Raw genomic sequence first — 23,598 nt, forward strand, 5'->3', positions numbered from 1 at the left:
AACTTTGTTAAAATACAAAATTTGTAACTTGACAAGGCTATGAAAACTCCGCTATTACAATTTACAGACAATGGCATTTATTGTGAAAAAGCCAATGTATACCTTGACCCATGGAAACCTGTAGACCACGCCATTATTTCGCACGGTCATGCAGACCATAGTAGGTATGGTCACAAAAAATACATAACCCATCACCGTAATGTTCCCATCATACAACATCGTTTGGGCGAAATAAATGTTGCCGGCAAGGAATGGGGAGAAACTTTCATCGTTAACAATGTAAAGTTTAGCCTTCACCCAGCAGGCCATATCATAGGGTCTTCACAAATTAGGGTTGAATATAAAGGAGAAGTTTGGGTATTTACCGGTGATTATAAGACAGAAAACGACGGTATATCCACTCCGTATGAACCCATAAAATGCAATACCTTTATTACCGAATGTACTTTTGGTCTACCTGCTTTTAAATGGACTCCTCAAGCAGAAGTTTTTGAAAACATCAATAATTGGTGGGCAGAAAATAAAGCTGAAGGCAAAACCTCAATCTTATTTGGCTACAGTTTGGGCAAAGCGCAACGCTTGTTAAAATACCTGAATACAGATATCAGTGAAATCTATACACACGGAGCTATTGAAAATATGACCGAAGTACTGCGACCGTTGGTAGATTTCCCAAAAACAACTTTAATAACCAGAGAAACAAAGAAAGAACAATTACTGGGCAACATAGTGTTGGCACCACCAAGCGCACATGGCAGTACATGGATTAGAAAAATGGTTCCATATGTAACTGCTTCCGCAAGCGGATGGATGACCTTTAGAGGAGCTCGCAGAAGAAGAGCCATAGACAAAGGCTTTGTATTAAGTGACCATTGCGATTGGGGTGGACTCCTAGAAAGTATTGAAGCTACTGGTGCCGATAAAATTATTTGCACACATGGGTATACAGATATATTCTCAAAATATTTAAGGGAACAAGGGTACGATGCCCGTACAGAAGCCACACAATATGGCGAAGAAGAAACAGAAGCGGCCTTAGCTTCAAAATCGACCGCATCTGTATGAAAAATTTTGCCCAACTTATTAAAACTTTAGACAGCACAAACAAAACGACCATAAAAGTACAGGCGTTGACAGCCTATTTTTTAAAAGCTAACGATGCTGACAAAGTATGGACAATTGCCATACTTTCTCACCGTAGGCCATCAAGACCGGTGAACACTACATTGCTAAGAACATGGGCGTCTCAATTGGCGAATATTCCGCTTTGGTTATTTGAAGAAAGCTATCATATTGTGGGTGATTTAGCCGAGACCATCGCTCTAGTAATTCCGGCGGCTGATCAATCGTCCGATAAAAGCCTAACGGATTTTCTTCAAGAAATGATTGCCCTCAAAAAAAAGACCGACGAAGAAAAGAAAGCGTATCTCTATGAAAACTGGAGCGTTTTAAATTATTATGAACGTTTTGTATTTACCAAACTGATCACTGGCGGGTTTAGAATTGGCGTAAGTCAGAAATTAATGACCAGAGCCTTGGCAAAAGCTACCGACATAGAAGAGGATATTTTGGCATATAAGCTAATGGGAAATTGGGACCCAAATACCATCACATTTCAAGAGCTGGTTTTAGAAGAAAACGAGAGCGATTACCTATCCAAACCCTACCCATTCTATTTAGCCTACGCCATAGAAAGTGAAGCTTCAGACTTAGGCGATATTTATGAATGGTCAGCAGAACATAAGTGGGATGGTATACGCTCGCAAGTAATTTTAAGAAATAATGAACTATTTGTGTGGAGCCGTGGAGAAGAATTGGTCACCGATAAGTATCCCGAATTTGCAAAGTTTGTAGGTGTCATACCCAACGGTACGGTCATAGATGGTGAAATTCTACCTTATCCTAATGGAACAATTGGAACATTTAACGATTTACAAACTCGTATTGGTCGTAAAAATGTAACCGCAGCACTATTAAAGAAAGTTCCAGTTATTTTAAAAGCCTACGATCTTTTAGAATGGGAAGGAAAAGATGTTCGTCAATTACCCTTTATTGAACGCAGAAAATTACTGGAAAATTTGTTTAATGAGGTCACCGAGCGGAGCCGAAGTGATATTCCGCTACACTTATCAAAGACTATGCATTTTAGTTCTTGGGATGAAATGGCTAAAGAACGAGAATTATCTAGAGAAAAATTTAGTGAAGGCTTAATGCTAAAAAGAAAAGATTCTCCGTATTTGGTAGGACGAAAAAAAGGTGATTGGTGGAAGTGGAAAGTTGACCCTTTGACCATAGATGCCGTACTCACCTATGCCATGAGAGGTCATGGAAGACGCAGCAACCTTTTTACAGATTATACCTTTGCGCTTTGGAATGATAACGAAGAAGGAGAAAAAGAATTGGTGACATTTGCAAAAGCCTATTCCGGACTAACAGATGCAGAATTCAGAAAAATAGATGCTTGGATAAAAAAGAATACGCTAGAACGTTTTGGACCTGTACGTAGCGTTACCCCGCATCACGTATTTGAAATAGCTTTTGAAGGTATTGCATTGTCTAAAAGACATAAAAGTGGCGTGGCAACCCGTTTTCCGAGAATTTTACGTTGGAGGACGGACAAAAAAATTGAAGAGGCAAATAGCTTGGATGATTTAAAAGCGATGATTCCTTAATCTTATGAACAGAGACCAATTGTACAACATCGCAGAAAACTGGTTCGCCGAACAGCATTGGAAACCCTTCAAGTTTCAAAAAGATACCTGGAAAGCGTTTCTGCAGGGTAAGGACGGACTTTTAAACGCGCCTACTGGTAGTGGCAAAACCTATGCACTTTGGTTCCCTATCGTACTTGACTACATTAAGAACAATCCGGATTATAAGACTAAACACAAAAAAGGATTAAAAGCTGTTTGGATTACTCCCCTACGTGCTTTATCGCAGGAAATTAAGCAATCGGCAGAGCGCATAACACAAGATTTAGGAACTCAAATGACCGTTGGCATCCGCTCTGGAGACACTTCAACCAAAGAACGGGCACAACAAAAAAAACAAATGCCCGATCTGTTGATTACCACACCAGAAAGTCTACAATTATTATTGGCTACAAAAGGCTATGATAAAATATTCAAAAATTGCACTGCCATTGTGGTCGATGAGTGGCATGAAATTTTAGGCACCAAAAGAGGCGTGCAGATGGAACTTGCCTTATCACGTTTAAAAAATATATCTTCGCAATTAAGAATTTGGGGCATCTCTGCAACCATTGGTAATCTAGAACAGGCGAGAGAGGTTTTACTGGGCATTGATTCTAATACCATAGAAAATTCGGTACTCATAAAAGCCAAACTCAACAAAAAAATTACGGTTAAAAGTATTATTCCCAAAAAAATGGAAACCTTCCCGTGGCGTGGTCATTTAGGTTTACACCTTTTGGAAGATGTTGTTCCCATCATCAATAATAGCAAGACCACTTTACTCTTCACCAATACCCGTAGCCAATGTGAAATTTGGTTTCAAAAAATCTTGGAAAAGCACCCAGAATATGCGGGCGAAATGGCTATGCATCATGGCAGCATCAATAAAGAAACACGTGTTTGGGTAGAAAATGCAATTCGCAATGAACAGTTGAAGGCAGTGGTTTGCACCTCAAGTTTAGATCTTGGAGTAGATTTTGCCCCTGTAGAAACGGTAGTACAGATTGGCGGACCCAAAGGTGTTGCGCGTTTTTTACAACGTGCCGGGCGCAGTGGTCATAGTCCCGGAAAAGAAAGTGTCATTTATTTTTTACCCACCCACGCCATTGAACTTATTGAAGCTTCGGCATTGCAAAAAGCGGTAAAATTGAATACTGTTGAAGACCGCATACCTTACCTCAACAGTTATGATGTGCTTTTGCAATATTTGACCACTTTGGCGATTTCTGACGGATTTTATCCTAAGGAAATCTATCAGGAAATAATACAAACATTTTGCTACCAAGCCCTCACTGAGGAAAAATGGCAATGGTTATTGAACTTTTTGGTCATGGGCAGCCAAAGTTTGCAAAACTATGACGAATACAAAAAAGTTGAAATAGAAGAAGATGGTAGATTTAAGGTCAATAATCGTGGTGTCGCCATGCGGCACCGTTTTCAAATAGGCACCATTGTAGGCGACGTAAATTTATCGGTAAAATATCAAAAAGGTGGCTATATAGGGTCTATAGAAGAATTCTTCGTGTCTAAATTGAACAAGGGCGATGTATTTACGTTTGCAGGAAGAAACCTAGAATTTATCCGTATCAAAGAAATGACTGTTCAGGTACGTAACAGCAATAAAAAAACCAATAAAATCTCTAGTTGGATGGGAAGTAGGTTAACTCTTTCCGCACAGATGTCAGAATTATTACGAAATGAATTGTATAGTTCGGGCGAACCGGTAAAAAATCAGTCGGCAGAAATTAGGGCTTTAGCTCCACTTTTTGAAAGACAACGTAGGGATAGTATTGTACCTAAACCCTCGGAATTTTTAATTGAAACCTTTAAAACTCGCGATGGCTACCATCACCTCTTCTACCCTTTTGAAGGTCGTTTTGTACATGAAGCTATGGGAAGCTTGTTAGGGTATCGCATTAGTTTGTTATCACCTATCACCTTTTCGTTGGCCTTCAATGATTATGGCTTTGAATTACTATCTGACCAACCCATAGATATACAACAAGTATTGGATAACGATCTGTTTACAACAGATTTTATGCTGGATGATTTACAGAAAAGTTTAAATGCTACGGAAATGGCGCGCCGCAGATTTCGTGATGTTGCCATTATCAGCGGTATGGTATTTACCGGCTACCCGAAAAAGGGAATTAAAATGAAACATTTACAAAGCAGTTCCCAGTTATTATTCGATGTATTCAGAGATTATGAACCTGACAATTTGTTATTTCAACAAGCCTTTACAGAAACTTTTGAGCATCAATTGGAAGAAGGGCGTTTACGGTTGTCTTTAGAACGTATAGCCACGCAAGAAATCGTTTGGAGAGCATGTGAAAAACCAACACCGTTTTCTTTCCCATTAATCACCGACCGCATGAGTAGGGAGAAATTATCTAGTGAAAAATTAGCGGATCGCATTAAAAAAATGGCAGCATTATTGATGAAGAAATAGGTAATTTTGCAACAATGACCCATTCCATTAGCCTACATAATCAAACTTTTAAAATGCATTTTTCTGGTGCATTGTACTGGGCAGAACAATCCAAACTATTAATAAGTGATGTGCATTTGGGCAAAGTTTCGCATTTTAGAAAACATGGCGCTGCGGTGCCACAACTGGCAGTACAGCAAAACTTTGAAGCATTAAATAACGTTGTAGACTATTTTAAACCAAAATTTATTGTTTTTTTAGGTGATTTGTTCCATTCCTCATTAAATATCGAATGGTCACTATTTGAGCAATGGGTGCAAACCTTAACCCAAGAAATTATTCTTGTAAGCGGCAATCATGATATTATATCGCCCTTAAAATATGAAGCTTTAGCAATAAAGGTTATTCCCGAACTGATAATCGATTCTTTTTTATTGACCCACCACCCTGAAGAACGAGAAGGTTTATTCAATTTTTCAGGACATATACACCCCGCCATTAAATTAAGTGGACTAGGTAGGCAATCGGTAACACTACCATGTTTTTATAAAACCGAGCATCAAATGATAATACCTGCATTTGGCGAATTTACAGGCACCTACACCTTAGAACCTTGTAACGGCTGTGAAATTTATGCGCTTTTAGGAGATGCTGTGCTACAAGTACCTATAAAAGAGGTGAAAAAGAGACGTAATTACCGAAAATAGTTCGTTTAATGTGCTAAAGAGCATAACTTTATAAGGTAACCATTATAGTTTTACATTATGAAAAAGAAGCTATCCGTTCTTAACTTAGTCTCCGTTATTCTGGTCATTCTAGTAAATTATATTTCACAAGCATTTTCTTTAAACGATACTACGATTGGTGAAATGAGTGCCAAGTATGCTAATTTGTTTACACCCGCCGGATATGCTTTCGCCATTTGGGGCATAATTTTCTTAGGATTATTGGCATACGGAATTTTTCAAGTACACCGTGCGTATTATAGTGAGAAGGAAAGTAATTTCATTGAACAAACAGGTTATTGGTTCTTTTTAGCCAATATATTGAACTGCTGTTGGGTTCTTGCATTTATGTATGATTTTACTGGATTCTCAGTACTGATCATGTTGGGAATTTTGCTTTCGTTGATAAAGATTATTCTAAACACCAATATGGAGCGATGGGATGCGCCCATAACCACTATTGCTTTTGTTTGGTGGCCCATTTGTTTATACAGCGGATGGATATCTGTCGCAACCATTGCCAATATAGCGGCCTATTTAAGTAAACTAGATTGGAACGGTGGTATTTTATCTGAACAAGCCTGGACCATTAATATGATTGTGGCGGCCACAATTATAAATCTTCTCATGATTTGGAAAAGAAATATGCGCGAATTTGCCATGGTTGGTGCTTGGGCCTTGTTCGCCATTTTCATAAGACACAATGGTTCAAACATGTACATTGCCTATTCGGCAATGACAGGCACAGTTATTCTTTTTATTGCCGCAGCGATTCATGGTATAAAAAATCATGAAACAAGTCCGTTTAAAAAACTTCAAGAGCGTTTAAACGACAAGCATTAAACCATACTTTTTATATCGTTTACCCATGATGGGTAGGAGAAAATGGTAGATTTCATATCGTTTTCCGTCATACCATTATTGATTGCCATAGCGAAAATATTTATGGTCTCACCCGCATTCGGCCCTAACAAATGCGCCCCAACAATCTCATTGGTTCTTTCATTTAGAATCACTTTATAAGCATATAGCGGAGCATTAATTCTTTTGGCGTTAAACCACCCTGTAGCTATTTCATAATTTACACGAATATTCTTATATCTCGCGTTTGCCTCCTCTTCAGAATAGCCCACCGTGGCTAAATTTGGCAGCGTAAATACAACTGAGGGTATCACCGGAACTTCTAACTCTTTTTTGTTTCCGTTTATTATATTTTCAGCCACCACATAACCTTGTCTGCCCGAAAGAGGAGTTAACGGTAAATTTTTATCAGATACATCTCCGCACGCATACACTATAGGGTTGGTTTTACTTTGCAGATAATCATTTGTAACAATACCTTTATCATTGAACGCAACATTTCCTTTTTCGAGATCTAAACCTGCCAATGCCGGTACACGACCTGCGGTATTAAATACTGCGTTAGCTTTAATTTTCTTTTCCTCTCCTTTAACTTCATAAGTTAATTTGAACTTCTTTTGTTTCTTTTTAAGTGCAGTTGGTTTTGCTTCAAAAATGAATTTTATCCCGATAGATTCAGAATACTTTCGCAGCTCTTTTACCAAGTCAGGATCAAACGGATGTAACGGTCGCTTACCTGTATCAATGATAGTAACATCGGCACCCGCTCTTGCCGCCATATGTGCAAATTCCATCCCGATATAACCTCCGCCTACAAAAACTATTTTTTCAGGCAGCTTTTTAAGGTTTAGAAAATCATCACTATTCATAAAGTACTCTTCACCGGTAATGCCCATACTTCTAGGTATTTGACCGGTTGCAATTATAATTTTTAGCGCAAAAACCTTCTTACCTTCCACCATTAACGTTTGCTCATCAATAAATTTGGGCGCTTGATGAAAAAGATGAATTCCCTTTTCTTTTAAAACACGTTCTGTAGCAACGGGTACATTAACCGTAAAATTACTTTTATATTTCTGTAATTTTTTCCAATCTATTTTAGTGGATTTGGCAATACCCCTTCCTTTTAGATTTTTACTGATCTCATTAGCTTCCATCGCGCCCAATAATATCTTCTTTGGATCACACCCCCTATTTGCACAAGTACCACCAAACTCACGGTTATCGGTAATACCAACTTTCAGCCCTGCATCTGCACATGTATTGGCCACTGTTTGCCCAGCAATACCACTTCCTATTACAAAAACATCAAACTCTATCTCTTCCATAAATCAAAATTTTAACTGCTACAGCACAATTTCCAACTTTTTTGGGGCAATGTGTAACCCATATATGATAATAATGAGTGGTATCCATTAATTACGTATCCGTATATTTGCAAAAATTTATAACTGTTGAGTCATTCTTCAATCCAACAACGGTACAATCAGTCTCTCCAACTCGGGAAACTGCAAAACACTATTGCCGAATCTGAAAATTCAGGAACCAATAACATTCAACTTAAAGGGCTAGTTGGTTCTTCATTATCCTTTGTACTATCGAGTATTTTTGAAAAAGAAGAGCGCCCGTTCTTGGCAATATTCAATGACAAGGAAGAGGCTGCCTATTATTTAAACGACTTAGAACGTCTTATTGGCGAAGACCATGTTCTTTTTTATCCGGGCAGTTATAGACGACCGTATCAAATTGAAGAAACCGATAATGCCAATGTACTTTTACGTGCCGAGGTATTGAACAGAATAAATTCAAGAAAAAAACCTGCGGTTATAGTTACTTATCCAGATGCTCTTTTTGAAAAAGTATTGACCCGAAAAGAACTGGACAAGAATACCCTAAAAATGAAATTAGGGGATACACTTTCGCTTGATTTTTTAAACGAAGTTCTCTTCGAGTATAAGTTTAAACGAGTAGATTTTATTACCGAACCAGGTGAATTTTCGGTACGTGGGGGTATTGTAGATGTCTATTCTTTTTCGAATGACGAACCTTATAGAATTGAATTTTTTGGAGATGAAATAGATAGCATAAGAACTTTTGATGTAGAAACGCAACTATCAAAGGAGAAAGTAAAATCAATTACCATTGTGCCAAATATGGCAAATAAGTTTCTGGTAGAAAAACGTCAAAGTTTTTTAACCTATGTAGCTTCTAAAACATTGGTTTTTGCCAAAAACACAGATTTGCTATATGACCGCCTAGATGATTTTTTCAGTAAGGCAAAAGAAGCGTTTACCAAGCTATCAAAAGATATAAAACATGCCGAACCAGAAGAACTTTTCATGGGCGGCAAAGAATTTAGAGAACAATTATCTGGGTTTACGTTACTAAGTCAAGATGCAAATAGAGATTCACCAAATCTAGTAGCGTTTCATGCTAAACCTCAGCCATCTTTCAATAAAAAGTTCGATTTATTGATTGAAAATTTAAACGGCTACAAGGATAAGGGGTACACCAATTACATCTTCTGTGCTAGCGAACAGCAGGCAAAACGTTTTCATGATATTTTTGAAGAGGTAAACCAACAAGTTCACTACCAAATCATTGTTTCTCCTTTATTTCAAGGGTTTATAGATGACGACCAAAAATTGGTTTGTTACACAGACCATCAAATTTTTGAACGTTACCACAAGTTCCATTTAAAGAACGGTTACGCCAAAAAACAGGCCATAACCCTAAAGGAACTGAATAAATTAGAAATTGGAGACTACGTTACCCATATAGACCATGGTATTGGCAAGTTTGGTGGATTACAAAAAATTAATGTCGAAGGCAAAAAGCAAGAGGCTATTAAGTTGATGTACGGCGAACGCGATATTCTCTATGTAAGCATCCATTCTTTGCATAAAATCTCTAAATTCAATGGTAAAGATGGTGCTCCGCCAAAAATTTACAAATTAGGTTCTGGGGCATGGAAAAAGATTAAGGACAAGACCAAATCAAGAGTCAAGAAAATTGCCTTTAACCTTATTAAAGTGTATGCCAAAAGAAGACTTGAAAAAGGATTCCAATACAACCCGGATAGTTATTTGCAGAACGAGTTAGAAGCATCTTTTATTTATGAAGATACTCCCGATCAAAGTTCAGCGACCGAAGATGTAAAGCGTGATATGGAAAGTGAGCGACCAATGGATCGCCTAATCTGTGGCGATGTAGGTTTCGGTAAAACTGAAGTTGCCATACGTGCCGCGTTCAAAGCTGTGGACAATGGCAAACAAGTAGCCGTTTTGGTACCCACCACCATTTTGGCTTTTCAACATCATAGAACTTTCTCCGAGCGTTTAAAAGATATGCCGGTAACGGTAGATTATCTGAACAGATTTAGAACTGCCAAGGAGAAAAAAGAAACCATTCAACGGTTGGGCGAAGGCAAGGTAGATATCATTATTGGTACACACCAACTAGTGAATAAAAATGTTCAATTCAAAGATTTAGGACTTTTAATAGTAGATGAAGAACAGAAGTTTGGTGTAGCCGTAAAAGATAAATTAAAGTCTATCAAGGAGAATGTAGATGTTTTGACTTTGACGGCAACGCCGATACCGAGAACGCTTCAATTTAGCTTAATGGCCGCTCGCGATCTATCTACAATTACTACAGCCCCACCGAACAGATACCCAATTGAAAGTCAAGTAATACGTTTTAATGAAGAAACCATTAGGGATGCCGTTAGCTATGAAATAGAACGTGGCGGACAAGTTTTCTTCATACATAACCGAATTGAAAATATTAAAGAGGTTGCCGGTATGATTCAGCGTTTGGTACCCGATGCCAAAGTTGGTGTAGGTCACGGACAAATGGATGGTAAAAAACTGGAAGCCTTAATGCTTGGCTTTATGAACAGTGAGTTTGATGTTCTAGTTTCCACCACTATTGTAGAAAGCGGATTGGATGTTACCAATGCTAATACCATTTTTATTAATAACGCCAACAATTTTGGATTGAGCGATCTGCACCAAATGCGTGGTCGTGTAGGTCGTGGAAATAAAAAGGCATTCTGTTATTTCATTACTCCGCCATACGAGGTTATGACAAATGATGCACGTAAACGTATTGAAGCTTTAGAACAGTTTACCGAACTGGGCAGTGGTTTTAATATTGCTATGAAAGATTTAGAGATTCGTGGAGCAGGTGATCTTTTAGGTGGTGAGCAAAGCGGATTTATAAACGAAATTGGTTTTGAAACCTATCAAAAAATTCTTGCAGAAGCTATTGAAGAATTAAAAGAAAACGAATTTAAAGACCTTTATGATGAAGTAGAAGGCAATCAAGAAAAGGTATTTTTGAAGGAAACACAGATAGATTCTGATTTTGAATTGCTTTTCCCAGATGACTATATCAATAATATAACAGAAAGACTTACGTTATATACAGACCTAAACCAGGTTAAAGATGAAGAAGCGCTTCAGAAATTTGAAGCTCAGCTTGTAGACCGTTTTGGTGAATTACCAGATGAAGCTCAAGATTTACTGAATTCGGTTCGTATAAAATGGATCGCAAATAGCATTGGTTTAGAGAAAATTGTAATGAAGCAAGGTAAAATGATCGGTTATTTTATAAGTGACCAACAATCGGCTTTTTATCAAACAGCCACATTTACCAAAGTATTACAATATGTGCAATCACATGCACAACAATGCAAAATAAAAGAAAAACAGACCCGTAATGGCTTAAGGCTTTTATTGGTATTTGATAATATTAGGTCTATTGACAGGGCTTATTTGGCATTAAAGCCATTTGAAATTAAAGAAAAAACAAAAATATAAAATGGAATTTGACATTTCAGAAAAATTAGCAATTGTCCATCTTATAGATTCCGTTATTGTAGCTGACGGAAAAGTACATGAAGCAGAAATTAATGCACTCAGTAAATTAATGCCCATAATTGATTTTGACAGTAACTTTTTAATTCAGGCTCGTACAATTGACATTGATCAAAGTGTTCTTATTTTGAAAGAAATGACTAACATCAAAAAAAGTAAATTGGCTAAGATCTTAGAAGACGTAGCTATTTCAGATGGCTATGTTCATGAAAAGGAAAGTGATGTAATACGCCATGTATTTTCAGAAATAGGCATTTCCAAAAAAGCCTAATGACTACTACTAGCATCTACATTTAGTGCATTCATTTATTATAAATTCATTAACCTGATCATCTTACGTATCTTAACGGTAGAATTTAAATAGACCGTTTTGAAGCATACTACAATTTCTTCACAAGAAATGCGATCAGTGCTGGCGTCTTTGTTCACCAAACATGGTTTCTCAAAAGAACAAGCAAACACATTGGCGCGTATACACACAGAGAGCACTGTTGATGGCATATACTCACATGGCATAAACCGAGTGCCCGTTTTTATAGATTATGTAAAGCAGGGATTAATTAAAATAGATAATACCGCCAGTAAAGTTGCATCTTTGGGCAGTATAGAAAGATGGAACGGTAATAAAGCATCGGGTGTGCTCAATGCCTTAAAATGTACAGACAGGGCGATTGATTTAGCAAAGACACATGGATTGGGCTTGGTAGCCCTAAGAAATACAAATCATTGGATGCGCGGTGGCACATATGCTTGGCGAGTGGCCGAGCAAGGTTGTATCTCCATACTTTTTACCAACACTATACCCAATATGCCCGCATGGGGAGGAAAAGAAAATAGAATTGGCAATAATCCATTGGTTATAGGTATACCACGAAAAAATGGTCATGTTATTCTAGACATGGCACTTTCACAATTTTCATTCGGCAAAATGCAGAGCTTGGCATTAAATGATCAAGAACTTCCTTTTGAAGGAGGCTGGGACAACAATAACAATTTAAGCAAAGACCCAAAAGCTATTATCGACTCTGGTAGAGCATTACCAGTAGGATATTGGAAAGGGTCGGCACTATCTATGGTTTTAGATATGCTAGCCACATTATTGTCCGCCGGTAACTCTTCATACAAAATAGGGTTAGAAGAGAAAGAGACTTCATTATCTCAAGTGTTTCTTTGTATTGACCCTACCACATTTTCCGATACAGAATTACAAGACAAACTACTGAACGAAATAATTCAGTTTACTCATGATAGTACGCCTATGACCATAGGAGATCGCACGTTCTACCCTGGGGAGCGAACATTGACAAAAAGAGCAAAATCTTTAAAAGAAGGAATGCAGGTCAATACCGAAATATGGGAAGAAATACATCAACTTCTATCATAAACCGGCAAAATACACCTCATTTAATTTCGTACATTTAACCATCCTACCTTCAGATTATTACATATGAAAAACCTATTGCTCATATTTTCTTTCCTATTCATTATATGTTCTTGCAAAGAAACAAGTAAAGATGAGGTAGTCGAGAAACAGATATCCACTGATAACAACATAGTTACTTCAATTGCTAAAGCAAGAATAGATTCCGTTCTCAATGCTTTTGTAACATCTGGAAATATAGCCGGTGCTTCTGCGCTCATTTTTGAAAATGGAAAAGAAGTATACTACAATGCATTTGGTTACGCAGATATAAAAACAAAAACGCCCATACAGAGAAACACCATAGTTCAAATATATTCTATGACAAAACCGATTACCGGTACAGCGCTAATGACCCTATTTGAAGATGGAAAATTTATGTTAGACGACCCGATATCAAAATACATTCCTGAATTTGGCGACATGAAGGTATATGACGGTGTAGATGCAAATGGCACTATAAAAACAGTGCCTTTACATAGAGAAATTACCATTAGAGACTTAACGAGACATACTGCAGGTTTCCCAAACAGGGGCAATATTCCCGGTTTAAGTAAGCTATTCCAAACCGCAGATGCAATGAACAGGGAAAACACACTTACCCAAATGGCAGAAAAAATGGCTGAAGTACCCTTATGGTTTCAACCAGGTTCCCAGTGGGAATACGGACCAAGTGTAGATGTACAGGCCCTATTGGTAGAAAGAATTTCTGGTATTCCCTATGCCGAATATCTACAAAAACACATACTATCTCCATTACAAATGAATAATACCAGATATTTTATACCTGAAGAAGATAGAGACAGGTTTTCAAAACTATACATAAGAACAGGTGAAGGTCAATTAGTGCAAGATTCGATAACCTACAGCAATTATACAGAACAATGGCCATTAACACGTGGCGGTTCAGGTCTTACTTCTACCCTAGATGATTATATGCGTTTTGCACAAATGTTGGTAAATGAAGGAAGTTTAGATTCCGTACAGGTTTTACAACCAGAAACCGTAAAATTAATGGCTACCAACCATTTACCAGATAGTGTTACCAAACGCTCATGGCTACCTAGCAAAGGTCAGGTTGGATTTGGTATCGACTTTGCCGTTCGTATAGCACCACCTAAAACACCAGAAGAAAATAACGGCGTGGTCGGTGAATTTTATTGGGACGGTGCCGCTTCTACTCTTTTCTGGGTAGACCCGGTGAATAAAGTTACAGCTGTGTTATTTGTTCAATTATTTCCATATGACCAGATCGATCTACATAAAAAATTTAGAGATGCAGTGTATGGCCATTACCCATTTTAAAATAAAAAACTATAACTTATACCATTGTTAGTAAACTCGTTACAAAATGATATAAAAAATAGTGTCATTTTCTTATCTTTCAGCTCCAAAATAAAAAGCATGGAGTTTGAAGAATTTGTAAAAGCGGCCTTTGTAAAAATGATTTACGAAGTTATAGAGGCAGATGGGAAAATTCATCCGGCAGAATTGGAAATATTGAACAAACTTAAAAGCGTAATCGGTTTTGACGATGCATTTTTAAAACGTGCCAGATTGCTAGAATATGACAATGCTTTGGTAACCCTTTACAATTTACCACATGAGCAAAAGAAAGCCCTGGCCAATATTCTTGATGATGTTGCCATATCTGACGGTGCCATCCATAAAAAAGAAATGGATTTAATTATTAATACTTTTATCAATATTGGTTTAGGAGAAGAAACAGAATAATAAATCTAATGATCAATTATACAAAACAAGAGAAATTAGCTGTTGTAAAAATGGTAGACTATGTTATTCTTGCAGATAGCAAAGTAGCACCTGCAGAAATGCAATACCTTACCCAACTTATGGATCGCTTTGCATTTGATAGTTTCTTTATTGGCCAAGCACGTAATTTAAATAAAGACCTAGCCTATAAAATTCTAAATTCAATGTCCTTACCAAAGAAAAGGGCTCTTGCCCAACTATTGGAAGAAGTTGCTATTTCTGACGGTTTCGTGCACGAAAAAGAATTACTTAAAATTTCTGAAGCGCTAGGTCATATGAAAATTCAAAAAGAATTTTCATAACCTTTTCAAAATTAAAGCTTTCATTTGCAGCTTGATTGTTACTTTTATTCTGTGAATGGTAAAATCTTCACTTCATCAATAACCAATATAGAATAATAGATGGCTAACATCATCAATTTTAAAGTGTTAGTACCATTCTTGGTCCAATAATTGTTTTAACATCAGCATGAGAATATTTATACGTTTTTGTATCCTTTTTATTACCATTGGTATACAGGCACAAGGGACAATAAGCGGAAATTTTTCCCCCGCAAAAGATTTTAAATGGTTAATTGCCTATGAGCTTACTCCGAATGGAGAGCGTTATAGTAAAGATACTGCTGTTAAAGACGGGGCTTTTTCCTTAGAAATGCCCATTACGGCCCAAGCTGGTATGTATAGGCTTGTATATGCAGTACCGCAAGACGAATTTTATATTGATGTCATATATGACAAAAAAGAACATGTCAAATTTAATTTTGACCTTCAAGATGGTTTAACTATCACCAATTCAGTAGAGAACAAATGGTACAATGAGTATTTTTCTAAGATAACGGTTGCCCAAGACCGCTTATTGGAATATTATGAGCTTGGTAAGGAATCTAAAAAAGAGTATATGGCAATTCTAAATGAGCTGAAAACACTACAAGCTACCTATGAAGAGAACCATGTTAATACCATTGCCCACAAATTTATAAAAGCGAACAGAAGTTATATACCTTCAGATTTTGAGAATCTTGAGACCTTCCTAAAAAATAAGAAACAGCATCATTTTGATCATTTAGCTATCAAAGACCCATTGCTACAGAGCTCTAACTTTTTAACCGATAAATTTTCTAGCTACGTTTTTTCTGCATTACCAGTAACTATTACCACTAAAGACCAATTGGTCTCAGAGGTCATTAAAAATATAAAGGTTACCGCTGAAAAGATTGTCAATACACCTTTAGGTTTTCAAGTAAGGTCTTTTCACCAATTATGGAAAATTGCAGGTGCCAATGGTATGGCAGAAGTGCAAGATTATATTTTTAAAAATCATTTAAAAAAAGCGGCCTTAGCCAATAAGGACCAAAAACTTGTAGATGAAATAGAAATAGCATCTCGCTTAAGAATAGGTGCTGTCTCTCCTAATATTACCTGGGAGTCAAACGGCAAAAAACAATCGCTTTTAACAATGGAACCTGCAGCTAATTATTTGCTTGTTTTTTGGAGCAGCACTTGTTCACATTGTTTGAAAGAACTGCCTGCGCTTCATAAAGAGCTAGAGGATTATGAAAATCTAAAAGTTATAGCAGTTGGTTTAGAAGACGATGCAGTCAACTGGAAAAAAGTTTCTGCCACACTACCTTCATTCAACCACGCCATAGCCTTAGGCAAATGGGAAAGCGATTATGCCAAAACATTCGGTATACAAAGTACACCCACTTATTTTATCTTAGATAGCGAAAAACGATTTTTATCTAAACCAGAATCAGACAAAGAGGTGGTTGAACAATTAGAAAATTAAAGCGACTTTAAATCTTTGATTGTTTTAAATGCCATATCCACTTGTTCGTCATTTACAAGAATAGTGAATTCATTGGTTGTAGAAATTACTTCGTAAAGTACAATACCCTCCCAAGCTAAACGCTGAAAAATAAAGTAATAAATACCCGGAACCGAAACGTTTTCAGCTGGTAATTTTACGGTTATCGAAGAAAGGTCTTCTGCTTTTTGAGTACATTTCTCATCTTTAAAGAGCTTTTCTACCGTTTTGTCCATCACATTACTGATGACAATATTGATTTCGTTTACACCACGACTAGAGGTATAAAACACATCTTGGTTATTGTTGATTTCTTCCAGTAGTTTTGCTTGATGCACCAATATCTTATCTGAAGCTAAAAAAGTATAATCGGTCAACGATGATCTTACCGTAATCTCACCAATATTCTTCAATACCTTTAAGATTTTGTGGGTAGCCCTAAATTCTAAGTCATCAGACAAACGTTTTAGTGCCATAACAATTGCACCGTTACGAATATCCTTACCTAGTTCATGCTCAATTTCTGGCTTAACTATTCTAGAAAGTGATGTAAGGTTGATGATTCCTTGAGCAAGAGCACTTTGCAAAAATGGTTTTTTCTTGATGTACTCTTCAACGACTGACGATATTGTTTTCATTTTATTATAAGGTTGTTGTGCAAATATAACAACTTGTTATAAATAAAACAAAATGTTTTTTAATAAATCTACTAATCAAGTAGATTATTTAGAAATGGTAAAAGGCAGATTCTAAATGTTCCAGTTCAAATTTGCTCCTATTTTTGAGTATGGTTATAATATCAAATCGTACATCTACATCAATATCATTCTCGCTTACATAATGATCAGCAGCCATAACCATCAACTTTATTTTTTTAGGTGTTACGGTCTCTGCAATATTCTCAATAAAATTTGAACTTCTAGACCGCACCTCAACAATGGCAAGAACATCATCTTTTCTTGCGATAATATCTATTTCTGCTTTAAGGTACCTGTAATTTTTATAGGTAATGGTATATCCTTTCTTTTTAAGGTAATCCACCGCTAACTGCTCACCTTCCTTTCCAAATTCATTATGTTTTCCCATGTATTACTATGTAGATTGTGTAATTCATCGAAAATAAAGGAATTTCGACGCCATTATGAGGATAATTCTCGTTATTTGATTCCAGATTATCGAAAATAGATAGTTTTAAATACTATACCAAATTTCGAAACGTTTAGCATAGAAGCCCCAACTCTACGAACGTAACACAAATGCCTATTTTAAGACTATGGAATATTTCATTAATTGTAATACTTCTACTCTTGCTCCGTATACAGCTAACTTAGATCAGCTGAGAGCATCCCATTTATACAGACGGTTAGGATTCAGTGCCTCGGTCGAAACCATTAATCAAGCAGCAGGTCAGCCTGCCGGTAATTTGGTAGACACTTTAATAGATGAAGCTTTGAGCATGCCTACAATTACCGCTCCTGTTTGGGCAAATTGGAACAATGACGATTATCCTGAGGATAGTGATGCAAGCAACCAATTAAAAAGAGAACAGAAAAATGAGTTTCAGTTAGCCTATGCCAATAGCTTATTGAACAACAACTTAAGGGATAGATTAAGCTTCTTTTGGAGTAACCATTTCGTAACCGAATTGGATGTTTATAATTGCAACTCTTATTTATATGAATACATAGAGTGTTTACAACGTAATTCAATAGGCAATTTTAGAACGTTTACAAGGGAGATAGGGCTTACCAATGCCATGTTATATTACCTAGATGGGGTATACAACAATGGTAACAACCCTAACGAAAATTATGCCCGTGAGCTCTATGAGTTATTTACCCTTGGTGAAGGCAACGCCTATACCGAAGAAGACATTATAGAAACCGCAAAAGCGTTAAGTGGCTATGTAGAACGAGGCGAAGTTGGGTGTTCGCCGGTTGCCTTTGACGCTACAAAGCATGATGCCGGCAGTAAAACAATTTTAGGGCAAACAGGTAATTGGGGATATGACGATGTCATTGATATTCTTTTTGAACAAAGAGCACCCGAGATAGCGGAGTTCATTTGCCGTAAGTTATATGAATTCTTTGTACACCCAGATTCTAGGGACGATGCCAATAATGCCCAAGTTATTATTGATGGTATGGCGGCGACATTTGTATCGAGCGATTTTGAGTTGGCTCCGGTATTAAGACTATTATTTAAAAGCCAACATTTCTTTGATGACGAAGCTATAGGAGTAATCATTAAAAGTCCTGTAGATTTCTACTTTAATACATTGAAAGAATCTAGTTTTGCCTATACCGATACCAATGTGGCCGAAATGGTCAATTATAGTACATTATTAAGTCAAGAAATTTTTGAACCTTTTGATGTTGCCGGTTGGCAAAGAAACAGATCTTGGATCAATACTAATTTTATGATCGGTCGTTGGCTGACCATTGAAAGTATTCTAGAGAATTTCTACATGGCAGATAACGAACAGTTTAGAAGCTTAGGTCTAGAAATATCTGGTAATGTAGGCTTAACCAGTAATAACCCAGATGAAGTTGCAAGGCTAATAATAGATTTTATACTCACTAAAGGACTATTGAACGAAGATGAGTATACCAAGGCATTCACTATTTTTAGAAGTGATGTTGAAGATGTTTATTACGAAGGCGGCAACCAAGAATCGTGGACATTGGCTACTTGGCCACAAGGACCCTTTCAAGTATATCTACTTTATCAATATTTAGCGAGACAACCAGAGTTTCAATTAAAATAACACCTACTTCTATGTGCAATACACACCACACCCCATTTAAAGGCCTACATCACGAAGGCCATGATGAAGAACATAAAACATGGAGCAGACGCTCATTTTTACAAGCAATGGGCATTGCTGGATCAGGCTCAATGATGTTAGGTTCAAATATGCTAACGGCTTCGGCACCGTCTGCGTTATCTGCTGGTATTTCAGCGGCGGAAACAGATAATATTTTAATTCTAATACGTTTGTCCGGTGGTAATGACGGTCTAAGTACCGTAATTCCTATTGAGCAATATGATAGCTATGCCAACGCAAGGCCAAACATTTATATACCGGAAAGTAAAGTACTTAAATTGACCGATGAATTTGGTGTACCATCTTACATGAACTCCATAGCCCCAATGTGGGATCAAGGACAATTTAAAGCCGTTCATGGGGTAGGTTACGAAGGTCAGAGTTTATCACATTTTACAGGATCGGATATTTTTGCGAATACAGATATAGAAACTACCGGTTTTAGTGGATTAAATACTGGTTGGATGGGCAGGCATTTTGAAAGTATTTATCCAGATTATTTGGTAAATCCGCCAGCAGCACCAGCAGCCATACAAATTGGTCAGTTTGGTAGTTTGGTATTTCAAGGCGATGAAACAAATTATGCTTTCGTTACCTCAAACGTTGATCAATTGGAGGAAATTGCAGAATCTGGTGTAGTTTATGGTTTAGATGATACCTTATTTAATGATTGTATGTATGGTGATCAACTTAAATTTTTAAGGGGAGTCGCGAATACCACATATGAATATTCTGGCATTATCCACGATGCCTACACTAGAAGTCAAAATCAAGTAGAGTACCAAGACAATGGTTTTGCTCGTCAACTAGCCCTTATCGCAAGATTGATCAAAGGAAATTTAGGAACAAAGGTGTATATGATTTCAATGGGCGGTTTTGACACTCATGGTAATCAACCACAGGCACATGCACAGTTAATGACCAATTTATCGGTAGCGGTAAACAACTTTTATGAGGATATTGCCTTTACACAACAAGATGATAAAGTGTTGAGTATGACTTTTTCTGAATTTGGGCGACGTATTTTTGAGAATGGTTCCAATGGTACAGATCATGGTAAGGCTACACCTACCTTGTTCTTTGGATCAGGTTTGAACGGAAGTGCATTTGTAGGCGACCACCCAACTCTAGATGACCCAGATGGAAGAGGAAATTTAGAGTACACGATGGACTTTAGAGATTTGTATGCAACCGTTCTAGCAGAATGGCTATGTGTTGATATTCCTTTGGTAGAAGCACATTTATTGAATTATAAACCTTATGTACCTGTAGATTTAGGTTTCAGCTGTAGTGGCGAGCCATTTCCAGATATTGCATATAGCGATGGTGAAGTTACTCCACCGGTTCCACCGGGTGAAGAGGCAGAAACACCTATTACTCCAGATTTGTTGAATGCTGTGGTTCACAAACCCTTTTACCCTACAGATCAAACCCCGCATATCTATTTAGAAATGCCATTCTCGGCACACGTAGATATTCAATTATATAATATTTTAGGACAAAAGGTAGGCACTGTTTTCAACGAAATGATGTTTGAGGGTTCTACCGAAATAAATATACGAGAGCGCATGCCCGAACAGTTATCAACAGGAAAATACATCTATAGAATCATTGTACAGAATCAAAAGATGAGTAAATCCGTTATGGTAGCCTAGTTTGTTTCCCACAAATGAAAAAGCCCTATTTACTATTTAATAAATAGGGCTTTTTTTATGTAAGTTTAGAATTGTTCATTTTAGATTCGAACCTTAATTCTTTAATGATTCTATGGTTCTTATCTTTATAGAGTAACACAACATCTTCTTTACTCGTCTGTGTACTTTCGCTTTCTACATTCAATTTTTCCAAGCTTTGATTAAGCTTAATTTTTTTTGAATCACCAACTGCCATATCTTTTATGTTTTAATTAAAAAATAAGTTTTTTCTTACAATAGAACTGAAATTATCCCGTTTTAGTATAATTTTCTTTTTCCATGCTATCATATACTTCTATTTCCCTCCAAAAATTGTCTTAAGTTTCATGGCAATACAAACTTGAATTGTATGGTTATTAGTAATTCTCCCGGCAAATTCAGTATTTTTGTGGCTTAATTTATTTTGATGTCCGATATTAAATCACCCTCTAGATATACGATTACCGCAGCATTACCATACACCAATGGTCCAATTCATATAGGTCATTTGGCCGGTGTGTATGTACCTGCAGATATTTACGCTCGTTACTTAAGATCAATAGGTAAAGATGTCGCCTTTGTTTGTGGTAGTGACGAACATGGTGTTGCCATTTCAATGAAAGCAAAAAAAGAAGGCGTTACACCTAAAGATATCATCGATAAGTACCATGCAATTATTAAGCAGTCCTTCATGGATTTTGGTATTACCTTCGATAATTATTCTAGAACTTCTGCTCCCGTACACCATAAAACAGCATCAGAATTCTTTATAAACTTGTATGAAAAAGGAGATTTTATAGAGGAAACTACTGCTCAGTTGTACGATGAAGAAGCACAACAGTTTTTAGCAGACCGCTTCGTCATAGGCACTTGCCCAAAATGTGGTAATGAAGAAGCATATGGTGATCAGTGCGAAAACTGTGGATCAAGTTTAAATGCGACGGATTTAATTAATCCGAAATCAACTATTACCGGTACCGTACCCACAACCAAAGAAACAAAACATTGGTTTTTACCTTTAGATCGATATGAAGAGTTCTTGAGAGACTGGATTTTAAAAGGGCATAAAGATGATTGGAAGCCCAATGTATACGGCCAATGTAAATCATGGATAGATGGTGGTTTAGAGCCTAGAGCGGTTACCAGAGATTTAGATTGGGGAATACCCGTACCCGTTGAAGGTGGAGAGGGAAAAGTACTTTACGTATGGTTCGATGCTCCTATCGGATATATATCATCAACAAAAGAGTGGGCTGCACGTGAAGGCAAAGACTGGGAACCCTACTGGAAAGATGAAAATACTAAACTAGTGCACTTTATAGGGAAGGACAACATTGTTTTTCACTGTATTATTTTCCCTTCTATGCTAAAAGCGGAAGGAAGTTATATTTTACCGGAAAATGTGCCCGCAAACGAGTTTTTGAACTTAGAAGGCAACAAGCTTTCTACTTCTAAAAATTGGGCAGTATGGTTACATGAGTATTTGGTTGATTTTCCTGAGATGCAAGATTCGCTGCGCTACACATTAACAGCTAATGCTCCAGAAACCAAGGATAATGATTTCACTTGGAAAGATTTTCAAGCACGAAACAATAATGAGTTAGTAGCCATTTTTGGTAATTTCATTAACCGAGTGGTGGTATTGACCAATAAATATTACGATGGTAAAGTACCCGCTGCAGGAAGCCTAACCGATGTTGATACCGAGACACTTGAACAATTAAGAAAGTACCCAGAAATAATTTCAAACTCCATTGAACGCTATCGTTTTAGGGAAGCTGGTCAAGAACTAATGAACTTAGCTCGCTTAGGTAATAAATATTTAGCGGATGCAGAACCATGGAAGGTAATTAAGGTTGACGAAGAACGTGTAAAAACCATTATGAACGTAGCGCTACAAATTGCTGCCGGATTAGCGGTTCTGAGCGAACCATTTTTACCATTTACATCTAGTAAACTTAAGAATATTTTAAATCTAACTTCTACTGAGGGTAGCCCAGGTGAAAGTTGGAACGATGTTTCTCTAAAAGAGGAATTGTTGAAACCCGACCATCAAATAAACAAAGCAGAATTGCTATTTAGAAAAATTGAGGATAGTGAAATTCAAGCTCAGCTAGATAAATTGGAAGCGACCAAAAAAGCGAACGAGAACGAAAACAAAAAAGCAATGCCACAAAAAGACACCATTACATTCGACGATTTTTCTAAATTGGATATGCGTGTAGGTACTATTATCGAAGCTGAAAAAATGGCGAAAGCCAAAAAACTTTTAGTTTTAAAAGTAGATACCGGTTTAGATGTCAGAACCATAGTATCTGGTATTGCAGAAAGCTTTAAACCAGAAGACATTGTTGGTAAGAAAGTAACCGTATTGGTCAACCTAGCACCAAGAGCATTGCGTGGTGTTGATAGTGAAGGCATGATTCTAATGACCGAAAACGCCGATGGAAAATTGGTGTTTGTCAACCCAGATGAAGATGGCGTTGGTAATGGTGAAGGGATTAGCTAG

19 protein-coding genes are annotated in these 23,598 nt (G+C 37.1%); 15 read left to right on the forward strand and 4 right to left on the reverse strand.

What is annotated here, in order from left to right; all coding sequences use genetic code 11:
• Positions 1–39: 39 nt before the first annotated feature.
• Genes DCS95_RS15900 through DCS95_RS15920 form a run of 5 tightly spaced genes read left to right on the forward strand, consistent with a single transcriptional unit; the run spans position 40 to position 6,692 of the window.
• Positions 40–1,065, forward strand: a complete 1,026-nt coding sequence (locus DCS95_RS15900; protein WP_116771781.1) for a ligase-associated DNA damage response exonuclease — start codon at positions 40–42, stop codon at positions 1,063–1,065.
• Positions 1,062–2,672 carry an ATP-dependent DNA ligase gene (locus tag DCS95_RS15905; protein WP_116771782.1) on the forward strand — a complete coding sequence of 537 codons (1,611 nt, stop codon included), beginning with the start codon at positions 1,062–1,064 and terminating at the stop codon, positions 2,670–2,672. The genes DCS95_RS15900 and DCS95_RS15905 overlap by 4 nt, the downstream gene beginning before the upstream one ends.
• 4 nt (positions 2,673–2,676) lie before the next feature.
• Complete coding sequence (locus DCS95_RS15910; RefSeq protein ID WP_116771783.1) at positions 2,677–5,145, forward strand: ligase-associated DNA damage response DEXH box helicase; 2,469 nt, start codon at positions 2,677–2,679, stop codon at positions 5,143–5,145.
• A gap of 14 nt (positions 5,146–5,159) precedes the next feature.
• Positions 5,160–5,831: a ligase-associated DNA damage response endonuclease PdeM gene (gene pdeM, locus DCS95_RS15915; protein WP_116771784.1), complete on the forward strand. Its 672-nt coding sequence runs from the start codon at positions 5,160–5,162 to the stop codon at positions 5,829–5,831.
• A 57-nt stretch (positions 5,832–5,888) separates the two neighbouring features.
• Complete coding sequence (locus tag DCS95_RS15920) at positions 5,889–6,692, forward strand: tryptophan-rich sensory protein (protein ID WP_116771785.1); 804 nt, start codon at positions 5,889–5,891, stop codon at positions 6,690–6,692.
• Here the strand turns inward: DCS95_RS15920 and DCS95_RS15925 are convergent.
• Positions 6,689–8,038, reverse strand: coding sequence for a dihydrolipoyl dehydrogenase family protein (locus DCS95_RS15925; protein WP_116771786.1), 1,350 nt, complete (start codon positions 8,036–8,038; stop codon positions 6,689–6,691). The genes DCS95_RS15920 and DCS95_RS15925 overlap by 4 nt on opposite strands.
• Positions 8,039–8,164: 126 nt before the next feature.
• On the opposite strand from DCS95_RS15925, the gene mfd reads away from it, so the two are divergent.
• The 7 genes from mfd to DCS95_RS15960 all read left to right on the forward strand — a co-directional run bounded on the left by mfd (position 8,165) and on the right by DCS95_RS15960 (position 16,571).
• Entirely contained in the window at positions 8,165–11,533 is a 3,369-nt protein-coding gene (mfd, locus tag DCS95_RS15930; RefSeq protein ID WP_116771787.1) for a transcription-repair coupling factor, read from the forward strand.
• Between the two features lies 1 nt (position 11,534).
• A complete protein-coding gene (locus DCS95_RS15935) occupies positions 11,535–11,861 on the forward strand; it encodes a TerB family tellurite resistance protein (RefSeq protein WP_164674217.1) in 327 nt (108 codons plus the stop codon).
• Between the two features lie 99 nt (positions 11,862–11,960).
• The gene (gene yiaK, locus DCS95_RS15940) at positions 11,961–12,974 is read left to right on the forward strand and encodes a 3-dehydro-L-gulonate 2-dehydrogenase (RefSeq protein WP_164674218.1); all 1,014 of its coding nucleotides are present in this window, start codon (positions 11,961–11,963) and stop codon (positions 12,972–12,974) included.
• A gap of 63 nt (positions 12,975–13,037) precedes the next feature.
• Positions 13,038–14,315 (forward strand): serine hydrolase domain-containing protein, encoded by a 1,278-nt coding sequence (locus DCS95_RS15945; protein ID WP_116771790.1) that lies wholly within the window; start codon positions 13,038–13,040, stop codon positions 14,313–14,315.
• 24 nt (positions 14,316–14,339) lie between these two features.
• Positions 14,340–14,744, forward strand: a complete 405-nt coding sequence (locus DCS95_RS15950; protein WP_262885557.1) for a TerB family tellurite resistance protein — start codon at positions 14,340–14,342, stop codon at positions 14,742–14,744.
• An 8-nt stretch (positions 14,745–14,752) separates the two neighbouring features.
• Positions 14,753–15,085 (forward strand): tellurite resistance TerB family protein, encoded by a 333-nt coding sequence (locus DCS95_RS15955; protein WP_116771792.1) that lies wholly within the window; start codon positions 14,753–14,755, stop codon positions 15,083–15,085.
• Positions 15,086–15,251: 166 nt separating this feature from the next.
• Positions 15,252–16,571: a TlpA disulfide reductase family protein gene (locus DCS95_RS15960; protein ID WP_116771793.1), complete on the forward strand. Its 1,320-nt coding sequence runs from the start codon at positions 15,252–15,254 to the stop codon at positions 16,569–16,571.
• Here the strand turns inward: DCS95_RS15960 and DCS95_RS15965 are convergent.
• Positions 16,568–17,227, reverse strand: a complete 660-nt coding sequence (locus DCS95_RS15965; RefSeq protein ID WP_116771794.1) for an aspartate kinase — start codon at positions 17,225–17,227, stop codon at positions 16,568–16,570. The two genes, DCS95_RS15960 and DCS95_RS15965, sit on opposite strands and share 4 nt — an antisense overlap.
• An 88-nt stretch (positions 17,228–17,315) precedes the next feature.
• A complete protein-coding gene (locus DCS95_RS15970) occupies positions 17,316–17,675 on the reverse strand; it encodes a YraN family protein (RefSeq protein WP_116771795.1) in 360 nt (119 codons plus the stop codon).
• A gap of 187 nt (positions 17,676–17,862) precedes the next feature.
• Here DCS95_RS15970 and DCS95_RS15975 point away from each other — a divergent pair, with 187 nt between their 5' ends.
• Together DCS95_RS15975 and DCS95_RS15980 are read left to right on the forward strand one after the other, a co-directional pair.
• Positions 17,863–19,356, forward strand: coding sequence for a DUF1800 domain-containing protein (locus DCS95_RS15975; RefSeq protein WP_116771796.1), 1,494 nt, complete (start codon positions 17,863–17,865; stop codon positions 19,354–19,356).
• 11 nt (positions 19,357–19,367) lie between these two features.
• On the forward strand, positions 19,368–21,071 hold the full coding sequence (locus DCS95_RS15980; RefSeq protein ID WP_116771797.1) for a DUF1501 domain-containing protein: 1,704 nt from the start codon (positions 19,368–19,370) through the stop codon (positions 21,069–21,071).
• Positions 21,072–21,126: 55 nt separating this feature from the next.
• Here DCS95_RS15980 and DCS95_RS15985 read toward each other — a convergent pair whose 3' ends face one another.
• Positions 21,127–21,306 carry a hypothetical protein gene (locus DCS95_RS15985; protein WP_116771798.1) on the reverse strand — a complete coding sequence of 60 codons (180 nt, stop codon included), beginning with the start codon at positions 21,304–21,306 and terminating at the stop codon, positions 21,127–21,129.
• 210 nt (positions 21,307–21,516) lie between these two features.
• On the opposite strand from DCS95_RS15985, the gene metG reads away from it, so the two are divergent.
• On the forward strand, positions 21,517–23,598 hold the full coding sequence (gene metG, locus DCS95_RS15990) for a methionine--tRNA ligase (protein ID WP_116771799.1): 2,082 nt from the start codon (positions 21,517–21,519) through the stop codon (positions 23,596–23,598).

Origin of the sequence: Maribacter litoralis, assembly GCF_003075045.1 — a bacterium.
Classification (GTDB): Bacteria; Bacteroidota; Bacteroidia; order Flavobacteriales; family Flavobacteriaceae; genus Maribacter; species Maribacter litoralis.